This window comes from Amycolatopsis sp. NPDC058986 (genome assembly GCF_042741125.1).
Taxonomy (GTDB): Bacteria; Actinomycetota; Actinomycetes; order Mycobacteriales; family Pseudonocardiaceae; genus Amycolatopsis.
Genome location: NZ_JBHYJW010000040.1, coordinates 41,344 through 59,297 on the forward strand (window position 1 = coordinate 41,344; position 17,954 = coordinate 59,297).

The 17,954-nt window shown below is 70.8% G+C and carries 14 protein-coding genes and 1 riboswitch; all 14 genes read right to left on the reverse strand.

Annotated elements, in window-relative coordinates; genetic code table 11:
• Positions 1 to 5 precede the first annotated feature (5 nt).
• Positions 6 to 932, reverse strand: a complete 927-nt coding sequence (locus ACFW0G_RS29955; protein WP_378328773.1) for an RluA family pseudouridine synthase — start codon at positions 930 to 932, stop codon at positions 6 to 8.
• Positions 929 to 1,594: a signal peptidase II gene (lspA, locus tag ACFW0G_RS29960; RefSeq protein ID WP_378328774.1), complete on the reverse strand. Its 666-nt coding sequence runs from the start codon at positions 1,592 to 1,594 to the stop codon at positions 929 to 931. Before lspA ends, ACFW0G_RS29955 begins: the two co-directional genes overlap by 4 nt.
• A 24-nt stretch (positions 1,595 to 1,618) precedes the next feature.
• Entirely contained in the window at positions 1,619 to 2,221 is a 603-nt protein-coding gene (locus tag ACFW0G_RS29965; protein WP_378328775.1) for a hypothetical protein, read from the reverse strand.
• Positions 2,222 to 2,297: 76 nt separating this feature from the next.
• Positions 2,298 to 3,659, reverse strand: coding sequence for an aminotransferase class V-fold PLP-dependent enzyme (locus ACFW0G_RS29970; protein WP_378328776.1), 1,362 nt, complete (start codon positions 3,657 to 3,659; stop codon positions 2,298 to 2,300).
• Positions 3,660 to 3,698: 39 nt separating this feature from the next.
• Positions 3,699 to 3,813: riboswitch (SAM riboswitch) on the reverse strand.
• Between the two features lie 85 nt (positions 3,814 to 3,898).
• Entirely contained in the window at positions 3,899 to 4,588 is a 690-nt protein-coding gene (locus ACFW0G_RS29975) for a M23 family metallopeptidase (RefSeq protein WP_378328777.1), read from the reverse strand.
• Positions 4,589 to 4,732: 144 nt separating this feature from the next.
• Positions 4,733 to 6,211 carry a potassium/proton antiporter gene (locus ACFW0G_RS29980; protein ID WP_378328778.1) on the reverse strand — a complete coding sequence of 493 codons (1,479 nt, stop codon included), beginning with the start codon at positions 6,209 to 6,211 and terminating at the stop codon, positions 4,733 to 4,735.
• 107 nt (positions 6,212 to 6,318) lie between these two features.
• Entirely contained in the window at positions 6,319 to 7,014 is a 696-nt protein-coding gene (locus tag ACFW0G_RS29985; protein ID WP_378328779.1) for an ArsR/SmtB family transcription factor, read from the reverse strand.
• 158 nt (positions 7,015 to 7,172) lie between these two features.
• Positions 7,173 to 8,804 (reverse strand): penicillin-binding transpeptidase domain-containing protein, encoded by a 1,632-nt coding sequence (locus tag ACFW0G_RS29990; RefSeq protein ID WP_378328780.1) that lies wholly within the window; start codon positions 8,802 to 8,804, stop codon positions 7,173 to 7,175.
• Between the two features lie 116 nt (positions 8,805 to 8,920).
• Entirely contained in the window at positions 8,921 to 10,093 is a 1,173-nt protein-coding gene (locus tag ACFW0G_RS29995; RefSeq protein ID WP_378328781.1) for a glycerate kinase, read from the reverse strand.
• Between the two features lie 32 nt (positions 10,094 to 10,125).
• Entirely contained in the window at positions 10,126 to 11,550 is a 1,425-nt protein-coding gene (locus ACFW0G_RS30000) for an SLC13 family permease (protein WP_378328782.1), read from the reverse strand.
• A 184-nt stretch (positions 11,551 to 11,734) separates the two neighbouring features.
• Positions 11,735 to 12,394: a response regulator transcription factor gene (locus ACFW0G_RS30005; RefSeq protein ID WP_378328783.1), complete on the reverse strand. Its 660-nt coding sequence runs from the start codon at positions 12,392 to 12,394 to the stop codon at positions 11,735 to 11,737.
• Positions 12,394 to 13,833 (reverse strand): ATP-binding protein, encoded by a 1,440-nt coding sequence (locus ACFW0G_RS30010; RefSeq protein WP_378328784.1) that lies wholly within the window; start codon positions 13,831 to 13,833, stop codon positions 12,394 to 12,396. The genes ACFW0G_RS30005 and ACFW0G_RS30010 overlap by 1 nt, the downstream gene beginning before the upstream one ends.
• Positions 13,826 to 14,134 (reverse strand): hypothetical protein, encoded by a 309-nt coding sequence (locus tag ACFW0G_RS30015; protein ID WP_378328785.1) that lies wholly within the window; start codon positions 14,132 to 14,134, stop codon positions 13,826 to 13,828. The genes ACFW0G_RS30010 and ACFW0G_RS30015 overlap by 8 nt, the downstream gene beginning before the upstream one ends.
• A gap of 81 nt (positions 14,135 to 14,215) precedes the next feature.
• On the reverse strand, positions 14,216 to 17,386 hold the full coding sequence (gene ileS, locus ACFW0G_RS30020; protein ID WP_378328786.1) for an isoleucine--tRNA ligase: 3,171 nt from the start codon (positions 17,384 to 17,386) through the stop codon (positions 14,216 to 14,218).
• Positions 17,387 to 17,954 lie beyond the last annotated feature (568 nt).

A 17,954-nucleotide genomic window follows, 5' to 3' on the forward strand; every position in this document is an offset into this window, starting at 1 on the left:
CAAAATCAGGTTTCGTCGCGGAGGATCTTGAGCGCGCCCGACAAATCGTCCGGGTACTCGGCCTCGAACTCGACCCACCGGCCGTCCGCGGGATGCGCGAAGGCGAGCGTCCTGGCGTGCAGCCATTGGCGCGAGAGGCCCAGTTTCCGCGCGAGCACCGGGTCCGCGCCGTAGGTCAGGTCGCCGACACACGGGTGCCGCAGCGCGGAGAAGTGCACGCGGATCTGGTGGGTCCGGCCCGTCTCCAGCTTGATCTGCGCGAACGACGCCGCGCGGAAGGCCTCGGTGACCTCGTAGTGCGTGACGCTCGGACGGCCGCCCGTGACGACGGCGAACTTGTAGTCGTGGCGCGGATGCCGGTCGATCGGGGCGTCGATCGTGCCGCGCGTGGGATCCGGGTGGCCCTGGACGACCGCGTGGTAGCCCTTGTCGACGGTCCGTTCCTTGAACGCCCGCTTCAGCACCGTGTAGGCGTGTTCGCTCTTGGCCACCACCATCACGCCGCTGGTGCCCGCGTCGAGGCGGTGCACGACGCCCTGACGCTCGGCGGAGCCCGAGGTCGAGATCCGCAGGCCCGCCGCGGCCAGACCGCCGATCACGGTCGGGCCTGCCCAGCCGGGGCTCGGGTGCGCGGCGACGCCGACGGGCTTCGCGACGACGACGATGTCCTCGTCGTCGTGCAGGATCAGCATGCCCTCGACCGGTTCGGCGACGACCTCGATCGGCCGTTCCGGATCGGGCAGCGTCACTTCGAGGAGCCCGCCCGCGGTGAGGCGGTCCGACTTGCCGGCGGGACGTCCGTCGAGCAGCACGTCGCCCGACGCGGCGAGTTCCGCGACCACCGTGCGGGACAGTCCCAGCAGTTTCGCGAGCCCGGCGTCGACGCGCATGCCGTCGAGCCCGTCCGGGACGGGCAGCATCCGCGCGCTCACGCCTGTTCCCCGGCGCTTTCGGCGGCTGCCTTCTTCTTGTCCTTCGTCGAGGTCCCGTCGTAGTCCTTGCCCAGCAACGACAACAGCACGATCAGCACGCCGCCGACGCAGATCGCGGAGTCGGCGATGTTGAAGATGGCCCAGCCCTGGCCGTTCGGGGCGAAGGCGGAGATGAAGTCGACGACGTGGCCCTGCAGCGGGCCGGGCGCGCGGAAGATGCGGTCGGTCAGGTTGCCCAGCGCACCGGCGAGCACCAGGCCGAGCCCGATCGCCCAGCCCACAGAGCGCAGCCGGCGCGACAGCCACACGATCGCGACGACGACCGCCGCCGCGACCAGCGCGAGCACCCACGTCATGCCGGTGGCCATGGAGAACGCCGCGCCGGGGTTGCGCACCAGCTGCAGGTAGACGAGGCCGCCGAGGACCCGGACCGGTTCCTTGCCCTCCAGGTTCGCCGCGGCGAGGTTCTTGGTGACCAGGTCGATCACCCAGATCACGACCGCGACGGCGAACACGATGGCCACCGTGCGCCTCGGCAGCGCCTTCGACGGGCTCGCCTCTTCCGGCTCGGAAACCGCGGATTCGCTGGTCACGGCCGGATTCGGCGGTAGGTCCGCGGCCGGGGTCGTCTCGGGTTCGGACGGGGAGGACTCGGTGCTCACCGGTCCATTGTCCACGTCACGCGTTCAGTCCGTGTCGGCGGCAGGCTCCGGACGTCCCCGCCGCGGCCCGGCGAGCGCCACGAACGCCCCGGCCAGCAGCGCCACGGCCGAGACCAGGACCCCGGCGATGCCGGGCAGGAGCACCACCGCGGCCAGCACGAACACCGCCGTCACCACCAGCACGAGCACGCTCCGCTCGAACCAGGCGAGCAGGACGAGGCCGAGCGTCGCGATCATCGGGCCCCGCACGTCGGCGTCCAGGCGGAACTGCCAGTATCCGACGAGGTCGAGCAGCGGCACGGCCACCAGCGCGCCGAGCGTGAGCAGTGCGAACCGGCCGGTGCGCGGCGGGCTGCCCGCACGCCGGGCCAGGACGAAGTACCAGATCGCGACGCCGAGGACGGCCGCCGCCAGCACCCACAACCAGCCCGTGCCCGCGCCGGACCAGCCGTAGGGCGCTGAGACGCGCACCGCGACCGCGGTGGACTCGGTCATCGGGTACTCACGCACATTCGCGAAGTAGCCGAAAGATCCATTCGCCCTCGGCATCTCGGCCGCGACCAGGATCAGCTGCGCGAATCCCAGCAGCGCCAAGGGAAACCAGTACCGTGGCCGCGAATTTCCCATCGCGCCACGATAGCGGATCGCCCATGAGCTGAAGGGGACTTTCCGTGCATGGGATGCGACGAAAGTCCCCTTCAGCTCAGGCGCAGAACGGGGGCAGTGCGCGCGGATCGCCGACCGGCGCCCAGCGGCCGTCCTGCTTCGTGTACTCCCAGCGGGCGCCACGGGCGACGATCTGGCGCAGTGCGAGCACGAGCCGGTCGACGTGTTCGGTGGTGCTGCCGAGGCCGAGGCTGACCCGTACCGCCTGCTGCCCCGCTCCCCCGGCGACGCCGATGAGCCGCTTGGTCGCGACGTGCGCGCAGAAGGCGCCGTCGCGGACGCCGATGCCGTACTCGGCCGAAAGGACGGCCGCCAGCCAGCCGGGCTCGAAGCCGTCGACCACGAAGCTCACCGTGCCGACGCGGTCCACCGGCGCGTCGAACAGCCGCAGTTCGGCGCAGCCCGGGATCGCGGCGAGGCCCTTGCGCAGCCGGGCCAGCAGGACCTCCTCGTGTGCGCCGACGGCGTCCCAGTGCGCGGCGAGCTGCTCGCACGCGACGCCGAGGGCATACACGCCAACGGTGTTGGGCGAACCCGCCTCGTGCCGTTCCGGTCCGGCGTTCCAGACGACACCGAGGTCGTCGGCCTCGCCCGTGACTAGCTTGGTCGCGCCGCCACCGGCGAGGTAGGGCTGGGCGGCACGGAGCCAGTCCGCGCGGCCGACGAGCGCACCGGCACCGAACGGCGCGTACAGCTTGTGACCGGACAGCGCGACGTAGTCGACATCCAGTTCCCGCAAGGAAATCCGGCGATGCGGGGCGAGCTGGGCGGCGTCGAGCGCGATCCGGGCGCCGTGGCGGCGGGCCACCGCCGCGATCTCCGCGACGGGCAGCAGCTCACCGGTCACATTGGACGCTCCGGTGACGACCACCAATCGGGGCCCCTGCGGGCATTCCGCGAGCGCTTCGTCCACAGCGGACACCGCGGCGAGCCGGGTGCGCGGGGTGGGGATCCGGCGGACGTTCGGCCCCCTCCACGGCAACAGCGCGGCGTGGTGTTCGGTGTCGAAGACGACGACCGAGGTGTGCCGGGGCAGGCTGCGGGCGAGCAGGTTGAAGGAATCGGTGGTGTTGCGGGTGAACACCACGGTGTCGGTCGAACGCGCGTCGACGAACCGGCGCAGGATGTCGCGTGTGCGCTCGTAAAGCCGCGTCGAGACCTGCGAGGCGAACCCGGCGCCGCGGTGCACGCTCGCGTACCAGGGCAGGAACTCGTCGACCGCGCGGCGCACGGCGTCCAGACAAGGCGCGCTCGCGGCGTGGTCGAGATTCGCGTAGCCGATCTCGCCGCCGGTGACGAGCGGAACGCTCAGCCCGGCACCCGCGACCGCAGGAATTCCTTGCGGCGCAACGGTAACCGTGGTTTCGGTGGTGTTCTGACGATCGACGGCGAGTGTCATCGGGTGCCTCCTCGGCGGTCCGGGGGACCCCCGGCGAGGGGCCCGCGCTTGCCCGCCGCACCTCGCGACAGGCCCGGTCCTCACCCGGGGCACCCCACCGCGGTTGGAGGGTTGCCGGCCAGCAAGCCGGGGCTTAGCGCTGGCACTCATGACCTGACGACGAAGATAGCCGACACCGCGCGCGCCGATCCAGCCCCTTCCGGGTGACTGAGACGGCCGTCACTCTCCGGAATTGCGGTCTACGCCGTCACCCGGAAGCGGCCCGGCAGCCGCGCGACGGACTGGTCGCTCAGGTGCGTCGCGGTCCCCTGGTACTGGCCGGCGCCCGCCGCGAACCGCCATCCGCCCAGCTCCTTGCCGTCGATCGGCTCACCGAGCGCGGCGGCCAGCTCGCCGGAGACCTCGGCGTAGGACAGCCCGCTCCAGTTCCCGCGAGCGCGCCAATCCCTTGCGTCGCCGGAGTTCCCGGACGCCGTCGTGGCGGGCAGCGTCCAGAGCGTGAAGTGAACATGGGCACCGGTGGTGCTGCCGCCGCAGGGCAGAGCATTGCCGGTGGAGCCGAGGACGGCGCCGGGCACGACCCGCTGTCCGTCGGCGACCTGGATGTTCTCCATGTGGTAGTACCCGGTGCGCCAGCCGCCGTCGTGGTCGATGGTCACCCAGTCGCCTTCGGCGCAGTGCTGCAGGTGCACGATCCCGGCCAGCGGGGCGCGGACGGTCTTGTCGGCCGGGCTGAAGTCGATGGCGTTCTTGACGCCGCTGCCGCCGTCGTCGGAGTGGATCCCGGCCGAATACACGAGCTGGCCCGAGGCGAACGGCAGGGCGAAGGCGGGAAACGTGTCCGCGGCGGAGGCCGTGGGGGCCAGGAACAACGCTCCTGCCGTCGTCGCGGCGGCCAGACCGGCCCAGCGTGCGCGCATTTTCAGCATCACCGTGTGTACTCCTTAGCCCGAGAAGCTCACCCATTCGAGGTAGACGATGCGAGCGCACGTTAGCCCGAAAGGATGCGTCAAGGGAACACACGGTGGAGATTTCTACGGAAAACCACCAACCATCGAGGCCGGTTTTGTGAGCTAGCGCCCGGATTCGCCCTTCCAGCGGGCCAGGCGGCCTGCCCGGTCCACGGCCCGCAACCGGCGTTCCGTGGCACTCCGGGCCCGTTCGGTGGTCACCACCAGTAACTGGTCGTGCTCCTGAAGACGGCTGGTCTTCTCGGGCGTGAACCCGGCGCCGTCGCGCACCACGAGGCTGACCGTCGCCCCCACCGGCAGCCGCAGCTCCGAGAGGTACACGCCGTGCAGCCGCGATCCGGCCTGGATGCGGACCTGCAACAGCTCGGCGCCCAGCTCGTCGAGCGGCGCGGAGTCGACCTCGACCTCGTGCGGTTCGGCGTGCCGGGCAAGGCCGAGCACCCGCGCGAGCGGGCTCAGCGTCGCGCCCTGCACCAGGGTCAGCACGATGACCAGCACGAACACCGCGTCGACCAGCCGCTGCGCGCCCGGCACGCCCTGGGACAGCGGGATCATCGCGAGCACGATCGGCACCGCGCCGCGCAGGCCGGCCCACGACAGGAACACCTGTTCCCGCCACGGCACGCGGAACGGGAGCATCGACAGCAGGACGGAGAGCGGACGCGCGAGCAGCAGGACGACGGCGCCCGCCACGAGGCCCGGCACCAGCGTCTCCAGCAGCCTGTTCGGCGAGGCGAACAGGCCGAGCAGCACGAACAGCCCGATCTGGGCGAGCCAGCCGAGGCCTTCGGCGAAGGACAGTGTGTCGGATCGGTGCGGCAGCCGGGAATTGCCCAGCACCAGCCCGGCGACGTACGTCGCGAGCAGGCCGGAAGCGTGCGCCAGCTGACCGCTGGAGAACGCCAGGACGCACACCGACACCGTGGCGAGCGGATACAGACCGGTGGCGGGCAGCGCCGCTCTTCGCAGCGCCAGTGCCCCGAGCCAGCCGAGCAACAGGCCGATCACCAGCCCGGCGGCCAGCTCGTAGACCACCAGCAGCGGCAGCGTCCAGTCCACTGTGGACCCGGTGGCCAGCACGACGACGGCGATGTAGGCGGGCGCGTCGTTGAGGCCGGATTCCAGCTCCAGCATGCCGACCAGCCGCTTGCCGACCCCGGCGTTGCGCAGCACGGAAAACACCGCGGCCGCGTCGGTGGAGGCAAGCACCGAGCCCCACAGCAGCGCGAGCCGCCAGTCGAGGCCGAGCAGCCAGTGCAGCGCGCTGCCGGTGACCGCCACGCTCGCCACGACGGCCAAAGTGGACAGTGCGATTCCAGGCCCCAGCGCGGGTTTCACCGCCTGCCACCGCGTGGTGAGCCCGCCCTCGGTGAGGATCAGGACCAGCGCGGCGATGCCGAGCGACTGCGTCAGCTCGGGATTCTCGAAGCGGACGCCGAACCCGGCTTCGCCCAGCAGGACGCCGATTCCCAGGTACAGCAGGAGCGAGGGCAGCCCGAGCCGGACGGACAGGCGCACGGCCACCACCGAGGCGAGCAGCACGATCCCGCCGACTCCGAGCAGCACGGGAAGCTGATCCATGTCGCCTCCCTTCCCGGTCGCCGTGGGCTCTCAGGATAAGGAGGCGGGGTGCTCACACGATCGTGTACCGACGCCCAGTGACGCTCACCCGGTGTGTTAAAGAAACATCAAAATGCGGGCTCTTCCAGCGTGTCGAGGTCGACACCGAGCGTTGCGAACGGTTCCGCCGCGGCGGGCAGCACCCGCATCGCGCGCGCCTGGTGACCCCGCTCGACCCAGCCCGCCGCCAGCGCTCGCTCCAGCAACGCCGCGGGCGCGCCGCCGCCGAGGTGCTCGCGGCGCTCCGTCCAATCCAGACAGTCGCGCAGCAGCGGCCGCCGCCCACCGTTCGGGAGGTCCACGCCCAGCTCAACCAGCACGTCGTGGCCGCGAGCCGTGAGAGTGAGCCCCGAGCCGACGTCGACCAGCCCGCGCGCGATCATCCCGTCGCGCAGCGCGACGCCGAGCTTCCCTGCCAGGTGGTCGTAGCAGGTGCGGGCGAACCCGAGCTTGCGGACGCGGACCGAGGACCGCAGGCCGGTGACCGGGCGGCGGTCGGCGTGCTGCGCGAGGTGCTCGATCAGCTCGGCCACCCGCGGGTCCGCGATGCGGACGTAGGCGTGCCGTCCCTGTTTCACCCGCGCGACGAACCCGGTTTCCTCCAGCCGGGTGACATGCTCACTCGCCGTCGACACCGCGATCCGCGCGGCCGCGGCCAGCTCGCCGACGGTCCACGCACGGCCGTCCAGCAACGCCAGGCACATCGTCGCCCTGCTCGGGCCGGCGAGCACCGCGGCCACCTCGGCCAGTGCGATGGTCTCCATGTCCTCCACCGTAGAAGCCGGACCGTTCGGCCGTGGCCGAACCGTGGGCCCCGGTGCGAACGAGCTGAAGGACGCTTTCAGTGCGTTGGCCGCACTGAAGGACGCTTTCAGTGCATCGAGCGCACCGAAGGCGTCCTTCAGCACATCCGACCAGCGGATCAGTGGACGGCGTTGAGGAAGGTCGCGGCGAGGGAGACAGCGGGATTCGAGTCGTTCGCGCCCTCCAGCAGGACAGCGAAGGCGACGTCGCCGCGGTAGCCGACGAACCAGCCGTTGGCCTGGCCGTCGGCGCCGAACTCCGCCGTGCCGGTCTTGCCGTGGACCTGCCCCGCCCCGCCCGCCGCCTTTCCGGTGCCGGTGGTGACGACCTCCCGCATCATCGACCGCACCGCGTTCAGCACCCCGGCGGACGGCGGCGAGTACGGCTTGGCGACCGTGGTGTCCAGCCCGTGCCACAGCTTCGGCGTCACGGCCTTGCCCGACGCCGCCGTCGCGGCCATCAGCGCCGCGCCGAACGGGCTGACCTGCACGTCCCCCTGCCCGATGCCGTCCTCGACCAGCCGGTCGTTGCCGGTCGCGGGCACGACCTTCCCGGCCTCGGTCTGCAGGCCGGGGATCTCGAAGTCGGCGTTGAGCCCGTACTGGTCGGCGGCCTTGACGAGCCCGTCCGCGGGCAGCCGCGAGGCCAGCCTGCCGAACGTCGTGTTGCACGAGAACGCGAACGCCTGGTGCAGCGGGACCGTGCCCTTGTCGAAGTGGTTCTCGTTGGGGATCGTCCGGGTCCCGATCTGGTCGCTACCCGGGCACGGCAACGCCGTATCGGCCGTCGCGAGGCCCTGTTCGAGCGCGGCGGTGGCCGTCACGATCTTGAAGGTCGACCCCGGCGCGTACAGCCCGCTGAACGCCTTCGGCTCGGTGCCCGCCGCCGCGTTCTGCGCCACCGCGAGGATGTCACCGGTGGACGGCTGGAGCACGACCATGATCGCCCTGCCCCGGTAACCGTCCACAGCGGACTGTGCGGCGTTCTGCGTCGCGACGCTCAGCGACGCGGTGAGCGGCTTGCCCTCACCGTCCTCGTCCTGGCCGTACAGCGTTTCGAGGTTCTTTCCCGACGCGTCGACCCGCTGGACGGCGAACCCGTCCGACTTCGCCGTCGTGGCCTGCGCGGCGAACACACTCTGCAGCAGCGGCGCCGGGTTTCCCTCCGCGGGCTTGTTCCCCGCCTGCCCCGCCATCACCAGCGGCTTGCCGTCCCGGTCGACCACCGCGGGCCGATCCACGGGAGCGGTCGCGGCGACGAGCCGCTGCCCCGGCTCCAGCTTCGGGTGCAGCAACGCGGGGACCCAGTGCAGCCGCCAGCCCTGCGCGGCCTTCGTCAGCTCGAACGGGACGTCGTAGGTCCAGGTCTTCCCCGGCCGCAGTGTCCACGTCATGGCGAACGTGCCGCTGGTCTTCGCCGCACCGGCAGGTGTCGGATCGAGCCTGCTCAACGTCGCCGTGGTCTTGGTCGGCATCAGCGCGTTGCGCGCGTCCCGCAATGCGACCGCGGCCGCCGCGGGATCGTCGGTCAGCGCGCCCGCGGCGTCGGGATTGGCCTCGGCGAGGTCCTGCAGGTACTCCGTCACCAACCCCGTCGGATCCACCGCCACCGGACCCGGCTTCCCCGCCGGCGCCGCGTCGCTCGCCGGCGCTTCGTTCCCACTGGTCAAGACCACTACCGCGGCCGTGACGATCGCGACCACCCCGACCGCGCCGCCGATCAGCACTCCCCGTTTTCTGGCAGGACCCACTTTCCACCCCTCCCCTTTGCGCGCGACCCCCGCGCACGATCGCCCAGCCTGCCCATGGTTGACCAACAGGTCACGATTCCTGGTGGGAAAGCGACCTACCCGAATCCTTTTCGTGATCAGCCGCGCGCCAGCGTGGCGCCGACCAGCACGAGCCGCAGCGCCCGCTCGGTAGCGTCGGTCACCAGTTCCGCCGTCCGGGCGATGGCCTCGGCCAGCGGCAGCGGCGCGGGCAGGATTCCGGCGAACGCGTCGATCCCGGTGTCGTAGGCGTCCCGTGCTCCCGCGCCGATCGTGCCGGCGAGCGCGACGACCGGTTTGCCATGCCGCTTTGCCCGGCGGGCCACCTCGCCGGGGACCTTGCCGAACGACGACTGGGCGTCGATGGCGCCCTCGGCGGTGATCACCAGATCCGCGTCGTCGAGCGCGGCGTCCAAGCCGGTATGGTCGAGCAGGACGTCGAAACGCGGCACGAGCCGGGCCCCGAGCGCACCGGCCAGTCCGGCACCGAGACCGCCCGACGCTCCGCCGCCCGCGACCGTGCGCAGGTCGACGCCGCCCTGGTGTTCCAGCAGCTTCGCCCAGTGCTCCATGGCCACGGCCAGCGAGTCCACCCGCTCCGGTGTCGCACCCTTCTGCGGACCGAAAACCCTTGCCACACCGCGGCTTCCGGTGAGGACGTTGTGCGGATTACAGGCGACCACGACGTCCACATCGGACAGACGTACGTCCAATCCGGACAGATCGAGCTGGACGACGTCCGCGAGCGTCGTCCCGTCCGGCCGCACCGGGTCGCCCGCCGCGTCGACGAACCTCGCCCCCAGAACGTGGAGGGCACCCGCGCCGCCGTCACAGGTCCCGGAATCCCCGCAGCCGACCAGGATCCGCCGGCACCCGGCGTCCAGTGCGGCGGCGATCAGCTCGCCGACGCCGTGGGTCGTCGTCCGGCCTGGGTCCCGCAGCCCCGGCGGCACCAGGCGCAGGCCCGCCGCCGCGGCCATCTCGACGAACGCGGTCCGCGGCCCGGCACCGCCGAGGATCGCGAAATGCGCGGCGACCGGATCACCCACCGGACCACGGACGATCGCCGGCACGAGTTCACCGCCCGTCGCGACCGCCAAGGTGCGCGCCGATCCCTCGCCGCCGTCGACCAGGGGGACGAGGTCGACCAGCGCACCGGGAACGACCCTGCGGATTCCCGCCGCGATGGCGTCGGCGACCGCCTCCGCGGACAGGGACTCCTTGAAGCCGCTCGGGGCGACCAGGAAACGGGTGGGGGTGAACGTGCTCATGACGCGGTCCTTTCAGTCCTCAAGCGACTGTCCTAACGGGATAGTGGGAGACCGAGCAGTGGCCATACCCAGACGGCGAAAGCGAGAACGAGCAGGACGACGAGCGGTCCGAGCACGGCCGAAAGCCGCGCGAGATCCGCCTTGCCGTAGCCGGGGACGCCCGGTACGGCGGCGAAGAGGGCGACCGGCTTCGCCGACGAGGGCAGGGTGTGGCAGAACCCGGCCGCGACGGTCGACGCGAACGCCACCGCCGCCGGGTTCAACCCCGACGCGGCGGCCAGCGGGAGCACCAGCGGCACCAGCACCGACGACCGGGCCGAGCGAGACTGCAGCACCAGATGCGCGGCGGCGCTGAGCACGACAACCGCCGTCAGCAGCCCCATCGGCGACCCGCCCTGGCCGAAGACGAGGCCCGCCAGCCACCGCGCCGCGCCCGACGTCGCCAGCGCGGTACCGAGCACGGCCGTGGTGGCCATGAACACCAGCAGCGACCACGGAACGGAACCGAGCGCGGGGCTCATGCCGATCGTGCCGAGGCGCGGTGCCGTGATCAGCAAAGCGCCGAGCAGCGCGACGAGTGCGGGCGAGAGCCCGTGCCAGGATTCCGTGCACCACAAGGAAATCACCAGTGCCAGCATGGCCAGCGCCCGCCACTGTTCCGCGGTGAGGCGGGTTTTCTCGTGCGGGATCGACAATCGGATCCGGCGGTCCTCGCGCGTGGTGGTCGTCAGGAGCACGACCTCGGCGGCGAGATGGGAAGCGACCACCGCGAACGGCAGACCGAGCAGCAGCCAACGCCCGTAGCCGATCCCCTGCCCGGTAGCGGCCGCGAGCAACTCGCTCGTGATCACGTGCGCGCCCGCGCCGATCAACGTCGCCGACGCCGACAGGAGGATGACCGCGGGAAACAGCAACGCCAACGCGCGGACGAGTTTCCGTTGTCCGGCAAGGACTTTCGCCAGCACCACGAAAACCGGCAACGCCAGCGCGGCACGTCCCGAAGTGGCCGGGACCGCGAGCGCCGTACCGATCAGGGTCAGCGTGACCAGATGGACGAGCTGTCGCGGAGTGCGCGCCTTCGCGGCCAGTGCCATGGCGGCCTTCGCGGGCAGGCCCGTCGCGCCGAGCCCGGCGGCGAGGACGAACGCCGCGACGAGCAGCCAGATCGTCTCACCACCGAGCGCGTCGAACACGGTGGCCGCCTTGACCACCCCGGTGAACGCGAGGACCGTCGCGGCGGCGAGCCCGACGAAGTTGTCATCGAGCCTGCCGGAGACCCAGGCGATCACCGCGACCGCGAACACCGCGAGCGCGATCCGGCCGTGCGTGGCGAGCCCGGCTCCTTGCGGTATCAGGATGATCGCGGTGACGAGCACGGATCCGGCGGCGAACGGCCAGAGCGGAACGCGTCGGTCGGTCGCCGCTCCGGATTTCAGCACGGCGGTCGGGTTGTCCATGCTTCCCAGCGTTCCGCCGGTCGCTGAGCCGCACGTGAAGACCGGATGAGAGGCTCTTCATCTCATCGGACGAACGCCCCAATGTGGCATCGGGTGCGCTCAACGCACCGAACGCCACATTGGGTGCGTTGGACGCAGCGAACGCCACATCGGGGCGCTTTGGCCACTTCGAGAAGCGCGGCTATCAGACCAGGCGGTAGCCCATGCCGCGCACGGTCTCGATCCGCGACTGGCCGAGTTTGCGGCGCAGGGTGCGGACGTAGACGTCGACCACATTGGACCCCGGGTCGAAGTCGTAGCCCCACACGTGCGAGAGGATCTGCTCCCGCGCCAGCACCTGGCCCGGATGCCGCAGGAACAGCTCCAGCAACGCGAACTCCCGCGCCGTCAGGTCCACAGTGGACTCCGGCAGCGACGCACGGCGGGTCCGCAGGTCCAGCGACAGCTCACCGTGCCGCAGGACGCCGGCCTCCGGCTTCGACTCCCCCGATCTCAGCCGCAGCCGGACCCTGGCGAGCAGTTCCTCGAACCGGAACGGCTTGGTCATGTAGTCGTCGGCGCCGCCTTCCAGGCCGGCGACGGTGTCGCGCACCGAGTCCCGCGCCGTCAGGATGATCACCGGTGTCTCGATCTTCGCCGCGCGCATCGCCTGCAGCACCGCGAACCCGTCCCGCAGCGGCAACCCGAGATCGAGGATCACCAGATCGAAACCGCCGACGATCGCGGTGGCGAGGGCGGCGTCACCGTCACCCACGACGGTGGTCGTAAAACCGTTGGCACGCAACCCCTTTTCGACGAAGGAAGCGATACGCTGCTCGTCCTCCGCGATCAGGATCCGCCCCATCACGTCACCTCCGACTGGTCCTCGACGGCTCCCACCGGCAGCGCGACGCCGAATGTCGCGCCCGAGCCCGGTTCCGAGCGGAACCACGCACGGCCGTGGTGGGCCTCGGCGATGGCCTTCACGATGGCCAGCCCGAGACCGGCCCCGCTCCGCTCGCCGCTTTCGCCGCGGACGAACCGTTCGAAGATCCGCTCGGCTTGCTCGCCGGGTACCCCTGGGCCGCTGTCGGCAACCCAGAACGACACCGTATCGCCCTCGATCGACGAGCCGACGCGGATGAGCGTCCCCGCCGCCGTCTGCTGCACCGCGTTCTGCGCCAGTTGCAGTACCGCCTGCGTCACCCGCTGCGGATCGAGTACCGCGTCGCCCTCGCCGACGGATTCCAGCGTCCACCTGCGATCGGCGATCGCGCGGGCCTTCGCGTCGATGTCGCTCGTCAGCTCCGGCACCGAAACCCGTTCCGGGCGCAGGAAATCCGGCTGCTCGGCCTTCGCGAGCAGCAGCAGGTCGTCGACGATCCTGGCCATCCGGTCGAGTTCGTCGGTGCACAGCCGGACGACCTCCGCACGCTCGGCCGGATCGTCGCCCATCACCTCGAGATGCCCGCGGATGATCGTGATCGGCGTGCGCAGCTCGTGCCCGGCGTCGTCGAGGAACTGCCGCCGGGTGCTGAACGCGCGTTCCAGCCGGTCCAGCATCGCGTTGAACTGCTCGGCCAGCGCGGCGATGTCGTCCCGGCCGTGCACCGGGATGCGGTGCGTGAGGTCGTCCTCGGTGAGGTCCGCCGCGGCCTGGCGCACGGTCCGCACCGGTGCCAGGATCCGCCCCGCCACCAGCCACGAAACCCCGGCGGCGAGCACCAGCGCGACCAGGCTCACCCACAGCAGCGTCCGGACCGTGCTCGCCGCGTCCCCGCGCAGGTGATCGACGAAGTACCCGGCGACGAACCACGCGTGCCCGCCCGGCGAACCCGGCGCCACCACGTCCACCCGCAGGAACCGCAGATCCCCGCCCGAGGTGGCGATCGTGCCGGTGCCGCCGGGAGCGTCGATCACCTGACGCAGCAACGGCTGGTCGATCCGGACGTGCTTCACCGACTGGTCGACCTGCTTGAGCGCGTCCAGCTGCGTCCCGGTGTCGACGACGCCGAGCAGCACCTCCGCCTCGTGGATGTACTGCGTACGCAGGTGCCGGTCGAACAGCACCCACGGGTCCCCGATCGCCCGGCCGCCCTGATCGGTCCCGATCGCGGCGAACGTGCGGAACTCGCTCACGTCCTGTTCCAGCGCCCGGTTGATGCGGTTGTCGACGGCCGCGAACTCCGACACCGACACCAGCAACACGACGGTGGCGAGCCCGGCCGTCATCAGCAGGACGAACCAGCCCATGATCCGCACCCTCGCCGGGATCCGGCTGCCGCGCGCGGCACGTTCAGTCATCGAAAGGCCAGATGTCGTCCAGCGGCCCGTCGTCGAAGGGGCCGTCGTCGTGGTCGTGATGGTGGTCGTGGTCGTGGTGATCGGGGCCGTCGTCATCGTCGTCCACCGGCGGCGGGGGCGGCAACTGCCCCGGCACCGGAGTGACCGGGGCCGACGGCGCTGGAGCCGGGGACTCGCCGATACGGACCACGGACGGCACGCGCGGCGGGTCAGGAATGGACGCCGCGAATGCGGCGACACCGGCACCGATCGGCAGGGCGAACACGGCCACGAACGCCGCGATACGAGGAACTCGGCTCATGCCTTGACCCTCGTCAACTGCGGCGAAGGCCGGATGAGACGAAGATGAGGACTTCTTCATCATCCGGCCTTCGCCGGAGAATTACGCTTTCGCCACCGCGACGGTGACCTTCACCCCGTCGCCCACCGCGCCGGTGGACCCGTCGGTCACCGGGCCGTAGGACACGCTCACTGCGAGGGTTTCCGAAGCCACGAACTCCTCGTGCTTCCGTGCCGCCGCCGCAACCTCCTCCGGCGCGTCGACGACCAGGGTGATCCGGTCGGCGACGTCGAGGCCCGCGTCGCGGCGAGCCTGCTGGACGACGCGGATCAGGTCACGCGCGACGCCTTCGTCGGCCAGATCCGGGGTGACCTCGGTGTCGAGCAGCACCAGCCCGGAGCCGCCGGGCAGCTCCGCCGCCGCGCCACCGCCCTTGGCCACCAGCCGCCGCTCGTACTCGCCTTCGACGAGTTCGATCCCGGCGGCCACCACGGCCCCTTCCGGTGTCGTGCTCCAGTCGCCCGCCTTGACGGCCTTGATCACCGCCTGGACGTCCTTGCCCAGCCGGGGCCCGGCGGCCCGCGCGTTGACCGCGACCTCGAACGCGCCGTGCGCGGCGACGTCGGTGGTCAGCTCGACCTCCTTGACGTTCACCTCGTCCCGCAGGATGTCGGCGAACGGCCGCAGCGCCTCGACGTCTTCGGCCGCCACGGTCAGCTTCGCCAGCGGAAGCCGCACGCGCAGCTTGTTCGCCTTGCGCAGCGACAGCGCCGAGGACGCGACCTGGCGGACGCGGTCCATCGCCGTCACGAGCGCCGCGTCGGCGGGCAGGTCGAGCGCGTTCGGCCAGTCGGTCAGGTGCACCGAGCGGCCGCCGGTCAGCCCGCGCCACACCACCTCCGACGTCAGCGGCAGCAGCGGCGCCACGACGCGCGAGGTCACCTCCAGCACGGTGTGCAGGGTGTCGATCGCGTCTCGCTCCCCCGCCCAGAACCGGTCGCGCGAACGCCGCACGTACCAGTTCGTGAGCACCTCAAGAAAGACACGGAGGAGCGCGCAAGCTCCCGCGACGTCGTAGGTGTCCATCGCGTGCTCGACATCGGTCACCAGCTCGTGGGTCTTCGCGAGCACGTACCGGTCGAGGATGTGCCGCGAATCCGTCCGCCACTGGCCGTCCACGCCCTCGGCGTTCGCGTAGAGCGCGAGGAAGTAGTACGAGTTCCACAGCGGCAGCACGGCCTGGCGCACCGCGTCGCGGATGCCCTTGTCGGTGACGACGAGGTTTCCGCCGCGCAGGATCGGGCTCGCCATGAGGTACCAGCGCATGGCGTCCGAGCCGTCGCGCTCGAAGACCTCGTTGACGTCCGGGTAGTTCCGCAGCGACTTCGACATCTTCTGCCCGTCCGAGCCCAGCACGATGCCGTGCGAGACGCACGTCCGGAACGCCGGCCGGTCGAACAGCGCGGTGGCCAGTACGTGCAGCAGGTAGAACCAGCCGCGGGTCTGGCCGATGTACTCGACGATGAAGTCGCTCGGGTAGTGGTGCTCGAACCATTCGGCGTTCTCGAACGGGTAGTGCACCTGGGCGTACGGCATCGAACCCGAGTCGAACCAGACGTCGAACACGTCCTCGATCCGGCGCATCGTCGATTTCCCGGTCGGGTCGTCCGGGTTGGGCCGGGTCAGCTCGTCGATGTAGGGCCGGTGCAGATTGTCCAGCCGCACCCCGAAGTCACGCTCCAGTTCGTCGAGCGAACCGTAGACGTCGGTGCGCGGGTAGGCCGGGTCGTCCGACTGCCACACCGGGATCGGCGAGCCCCAGTACCGGTTGCGGGAGATCGACCAGTCGCGCGCGTTCTCCAGCCACTTGCCGAACTGGCCGTCCTTGACGTTCTCCGGGTACCAGGTGATCTGCTGGTTCAGCTCGACCATCCGGTCCTTGAACTCGGTGACCGCGACGAACCACGAGGACACCGCGCGGTAGATCAGCGGGTTGCGGCAGCGCCAGCAGTGCGGGTACGGGTGCTCGTAGGTCTCGTGCCGCAGCAGCAGCGCGCCCTGCTCCGCCGCCGATCCGGTGCCGTTCCTGAGGTCCCGCACGATGTTCGCGTTCGCGTCGAACACCTGCTGGCCCTGGTAGTCCGGCACGGTGGCGTCGAACTTGCCCCGCGCGTCGACCGGCGTGACCGGGACGATCCCGGCGGCGTCGGTGACGACCTTGTCCTCTTCACCGTAGGCGGGCGCGATGTGCACGACACCGGTGCCGTCCTCGGTGGTGACGTAGTCGGCCGAGAGGACGCGGTGCGCGTTCTCGTGCCCGGTGAAGTACGGGAACGGCGGCGCGTAGCGGGTTCCGAGCAGTTCGGCGCCGGTGTAGTGCGCGACGACCGTCGGCTCCTCGCCGAGCTCACGCGCGTACGCGGCGACGCGGGCTTCGGCGAGCAGGAAACGCTTGCCCGGGAAGCTCTCGCTCTCGACGACGACGTACCGGACCTCGGGATGCACCGCGGTCGCGAGGTTCGACGGCAGCGTCCACGGGGTCGTGGTCCAGATCAGCAGGTACGTGCCGTCGAGGTCGCTGTCGTTGCCCTCCAACCGGAACCCGACCGTGACGGCCGGGTCCTGGCGGCTGGCGTAGACGTCGTCGTCCATCCGCAGCTCGTGGTTGGACAGCGGCGTCTCGTCGCGCCAGCAGTACGGCAGGACGCGGTAGCCCTGGTAGACGAGTCCCTTGTCCCACAGCTGCTTGAACGCCCAGAGGACCGACTCCATGTAGGACAGGTCGAGCGTCTTGTAGTCGTTGTCGAAGTCGACCCAGCGGGCCTGCCGGGTCACGTAGTCCCGCCACTCGTCGGTGTAGCGCAGCACGGAGGCTCGCGAAGCCTCATTGAACTTCGCGATCCCCATCTCCTCGATCTCGGACTTCTCCGTGATCCCGAGCTGGCGCATCGCCTCGAGTTCGGCGGGCAGGCCGTGGGTGTCCCAGCCGAAGCGGCGGTCGACCCGCTTGCCCTTCATCGTCTGGTAGCGCGGGACGAGGTCCTTGACGTACCCGGTGAGCAGGTGGCCGTAGTGCGGCAGGCCGTTGGCGAAGGGCGGGCCGTCGTAGAAGACGTACTCGTTGTTGCCGTTCTCCCCCGCCTCGCGGGCATCGATCGAGGCCTGGAACGTCCGGTCGGTCTCCCAGTAGGCGAGGACCTGCTTCTCCAGCGCCGGGAAGGACGGCTGGGACGGGACGCCTTGCTCACCGTCCAGCTGGGCCTGGGGGTACATCCGATGCTCCTCGGGGCTCGTCGCTCGCGTACGGACCACCGGCACGGACCGGTCGCCCACACGGGGACGAGACGCCACCGGTTCCGGCGCGTTCCGCGGTACCACCCCGCTTGCCCGGCACACGCTCCCGGGCCACTCGTTCGACGGCTGTCACGGGCCGCACCCGTCCGGTTCTACTGGGGACGCGTGGCGCCCTGTTCTTCCGGAGGCTCCCCGGTGATGGCCGGATCGACACCTGCTGTGTCCAGGTTAACCCGGGGACGCAACCGCCTTTGCGCCGACCCGGCGACGCGGCCGCCCGCCGGGGACGAGAAGGGGCACGAAATGCCCCCTCGACATTTCGTGCCCACCACCGCCGCGTCGGCGGATCCGCCCGTTCCCGCATTTCCACGCGCATTCCGGAAACGGTCGCCATTCCATTCAGCGGTACTTCGGCGAAGCCGGGGCTCGCCGAACCGGCGGTCTTCTCGAATCCAGTTTCGACCGGCTCCCCGCGCGACGTCAAGCTACATTCGTAGCACCACGGGACGCGCCAGGATCAAGCTTGCCATCCACGACGCCACACACC

Coding starts and splice junctions, on each gene's coding strand:
- ACFW0G_RS29965 (WP_378328775.1), bottom strand. CDS start 2,221: ATGGGAAATTCGCGGCCACGGTACTGGTTTCCCTTGGCGCTGCTGGGA.
- ACFW0G_RS29970 (WP_378328776.1), bottom strand. CDS start 3,659: ATGACACTCGCCGTCGATCGTCAGAACACCACCGAAACCACGGTTACC.
- ACFW0G_RS29975 (WP_378328777.1), bottom strand. CDS start 4,588: ATGCTGAAAATGCGCGCACGCTGGGCCGGTCTGGCCGCCGCGACGACG.
- ACFW0G_RS29980 (WP_378328778.1), bottom strand. CDS start 6,211: ATGGATCAGCTTCCCGTGCTGCTCGGAGTCGGCGGGATCGTGCTGCTC.
- ACFW0G_RS29985 (WP_378328779.1), bottom strand. CDS start 7,014: ATGGAGACCATCGCACTGGCCGAGGTGGCCGCGGTGCTCGCCGGCCCG.
- ACFW0G_RS29995 (WP_378328781.1), bottom strand. CDS start 10,093: ATGAGCACGTTCACCCCCACCCGTTTCCTGGTCGCCCCGAGCGGCTTC.
- ACFW0G_RS30000 (WP_378328782.1), bottom strand. CDS start 11,550: ATGGACAACCCGACCGCCGTGCTGAAATCCGGAGCGGCGACCGACCGA.
- ACFW0G_RS30005 (WP_378328783.1), bottom strand. CDS start 12,394: ATGGGGCGGATCCTGATCGCGGAGGACGAGCAGCGTATCGCTTCCTTC.
- ACFW0G_RS30010 (WP_378328784.1), bottom strand. CDS start 13,833: ATGACTGAACGTGCCGCGCGCGGCAGCCGGATCCCGGCGAGGGTGCGG.
- ACFW0G_RS30015 (WP_378328785.1), bottom strand. CDS start 14,134: ATGAGCCGAGTTCCTCGTATCGCGGCGTTCGTGGCCGTGTTCGCCCTG.
- ileS (WP_378328786.1), bottom strand. CDS start 17,386: ATGTACCCCCAGGCCCAGCTGGACGGTGAGCAAGGCGTCCCGTCCCAG.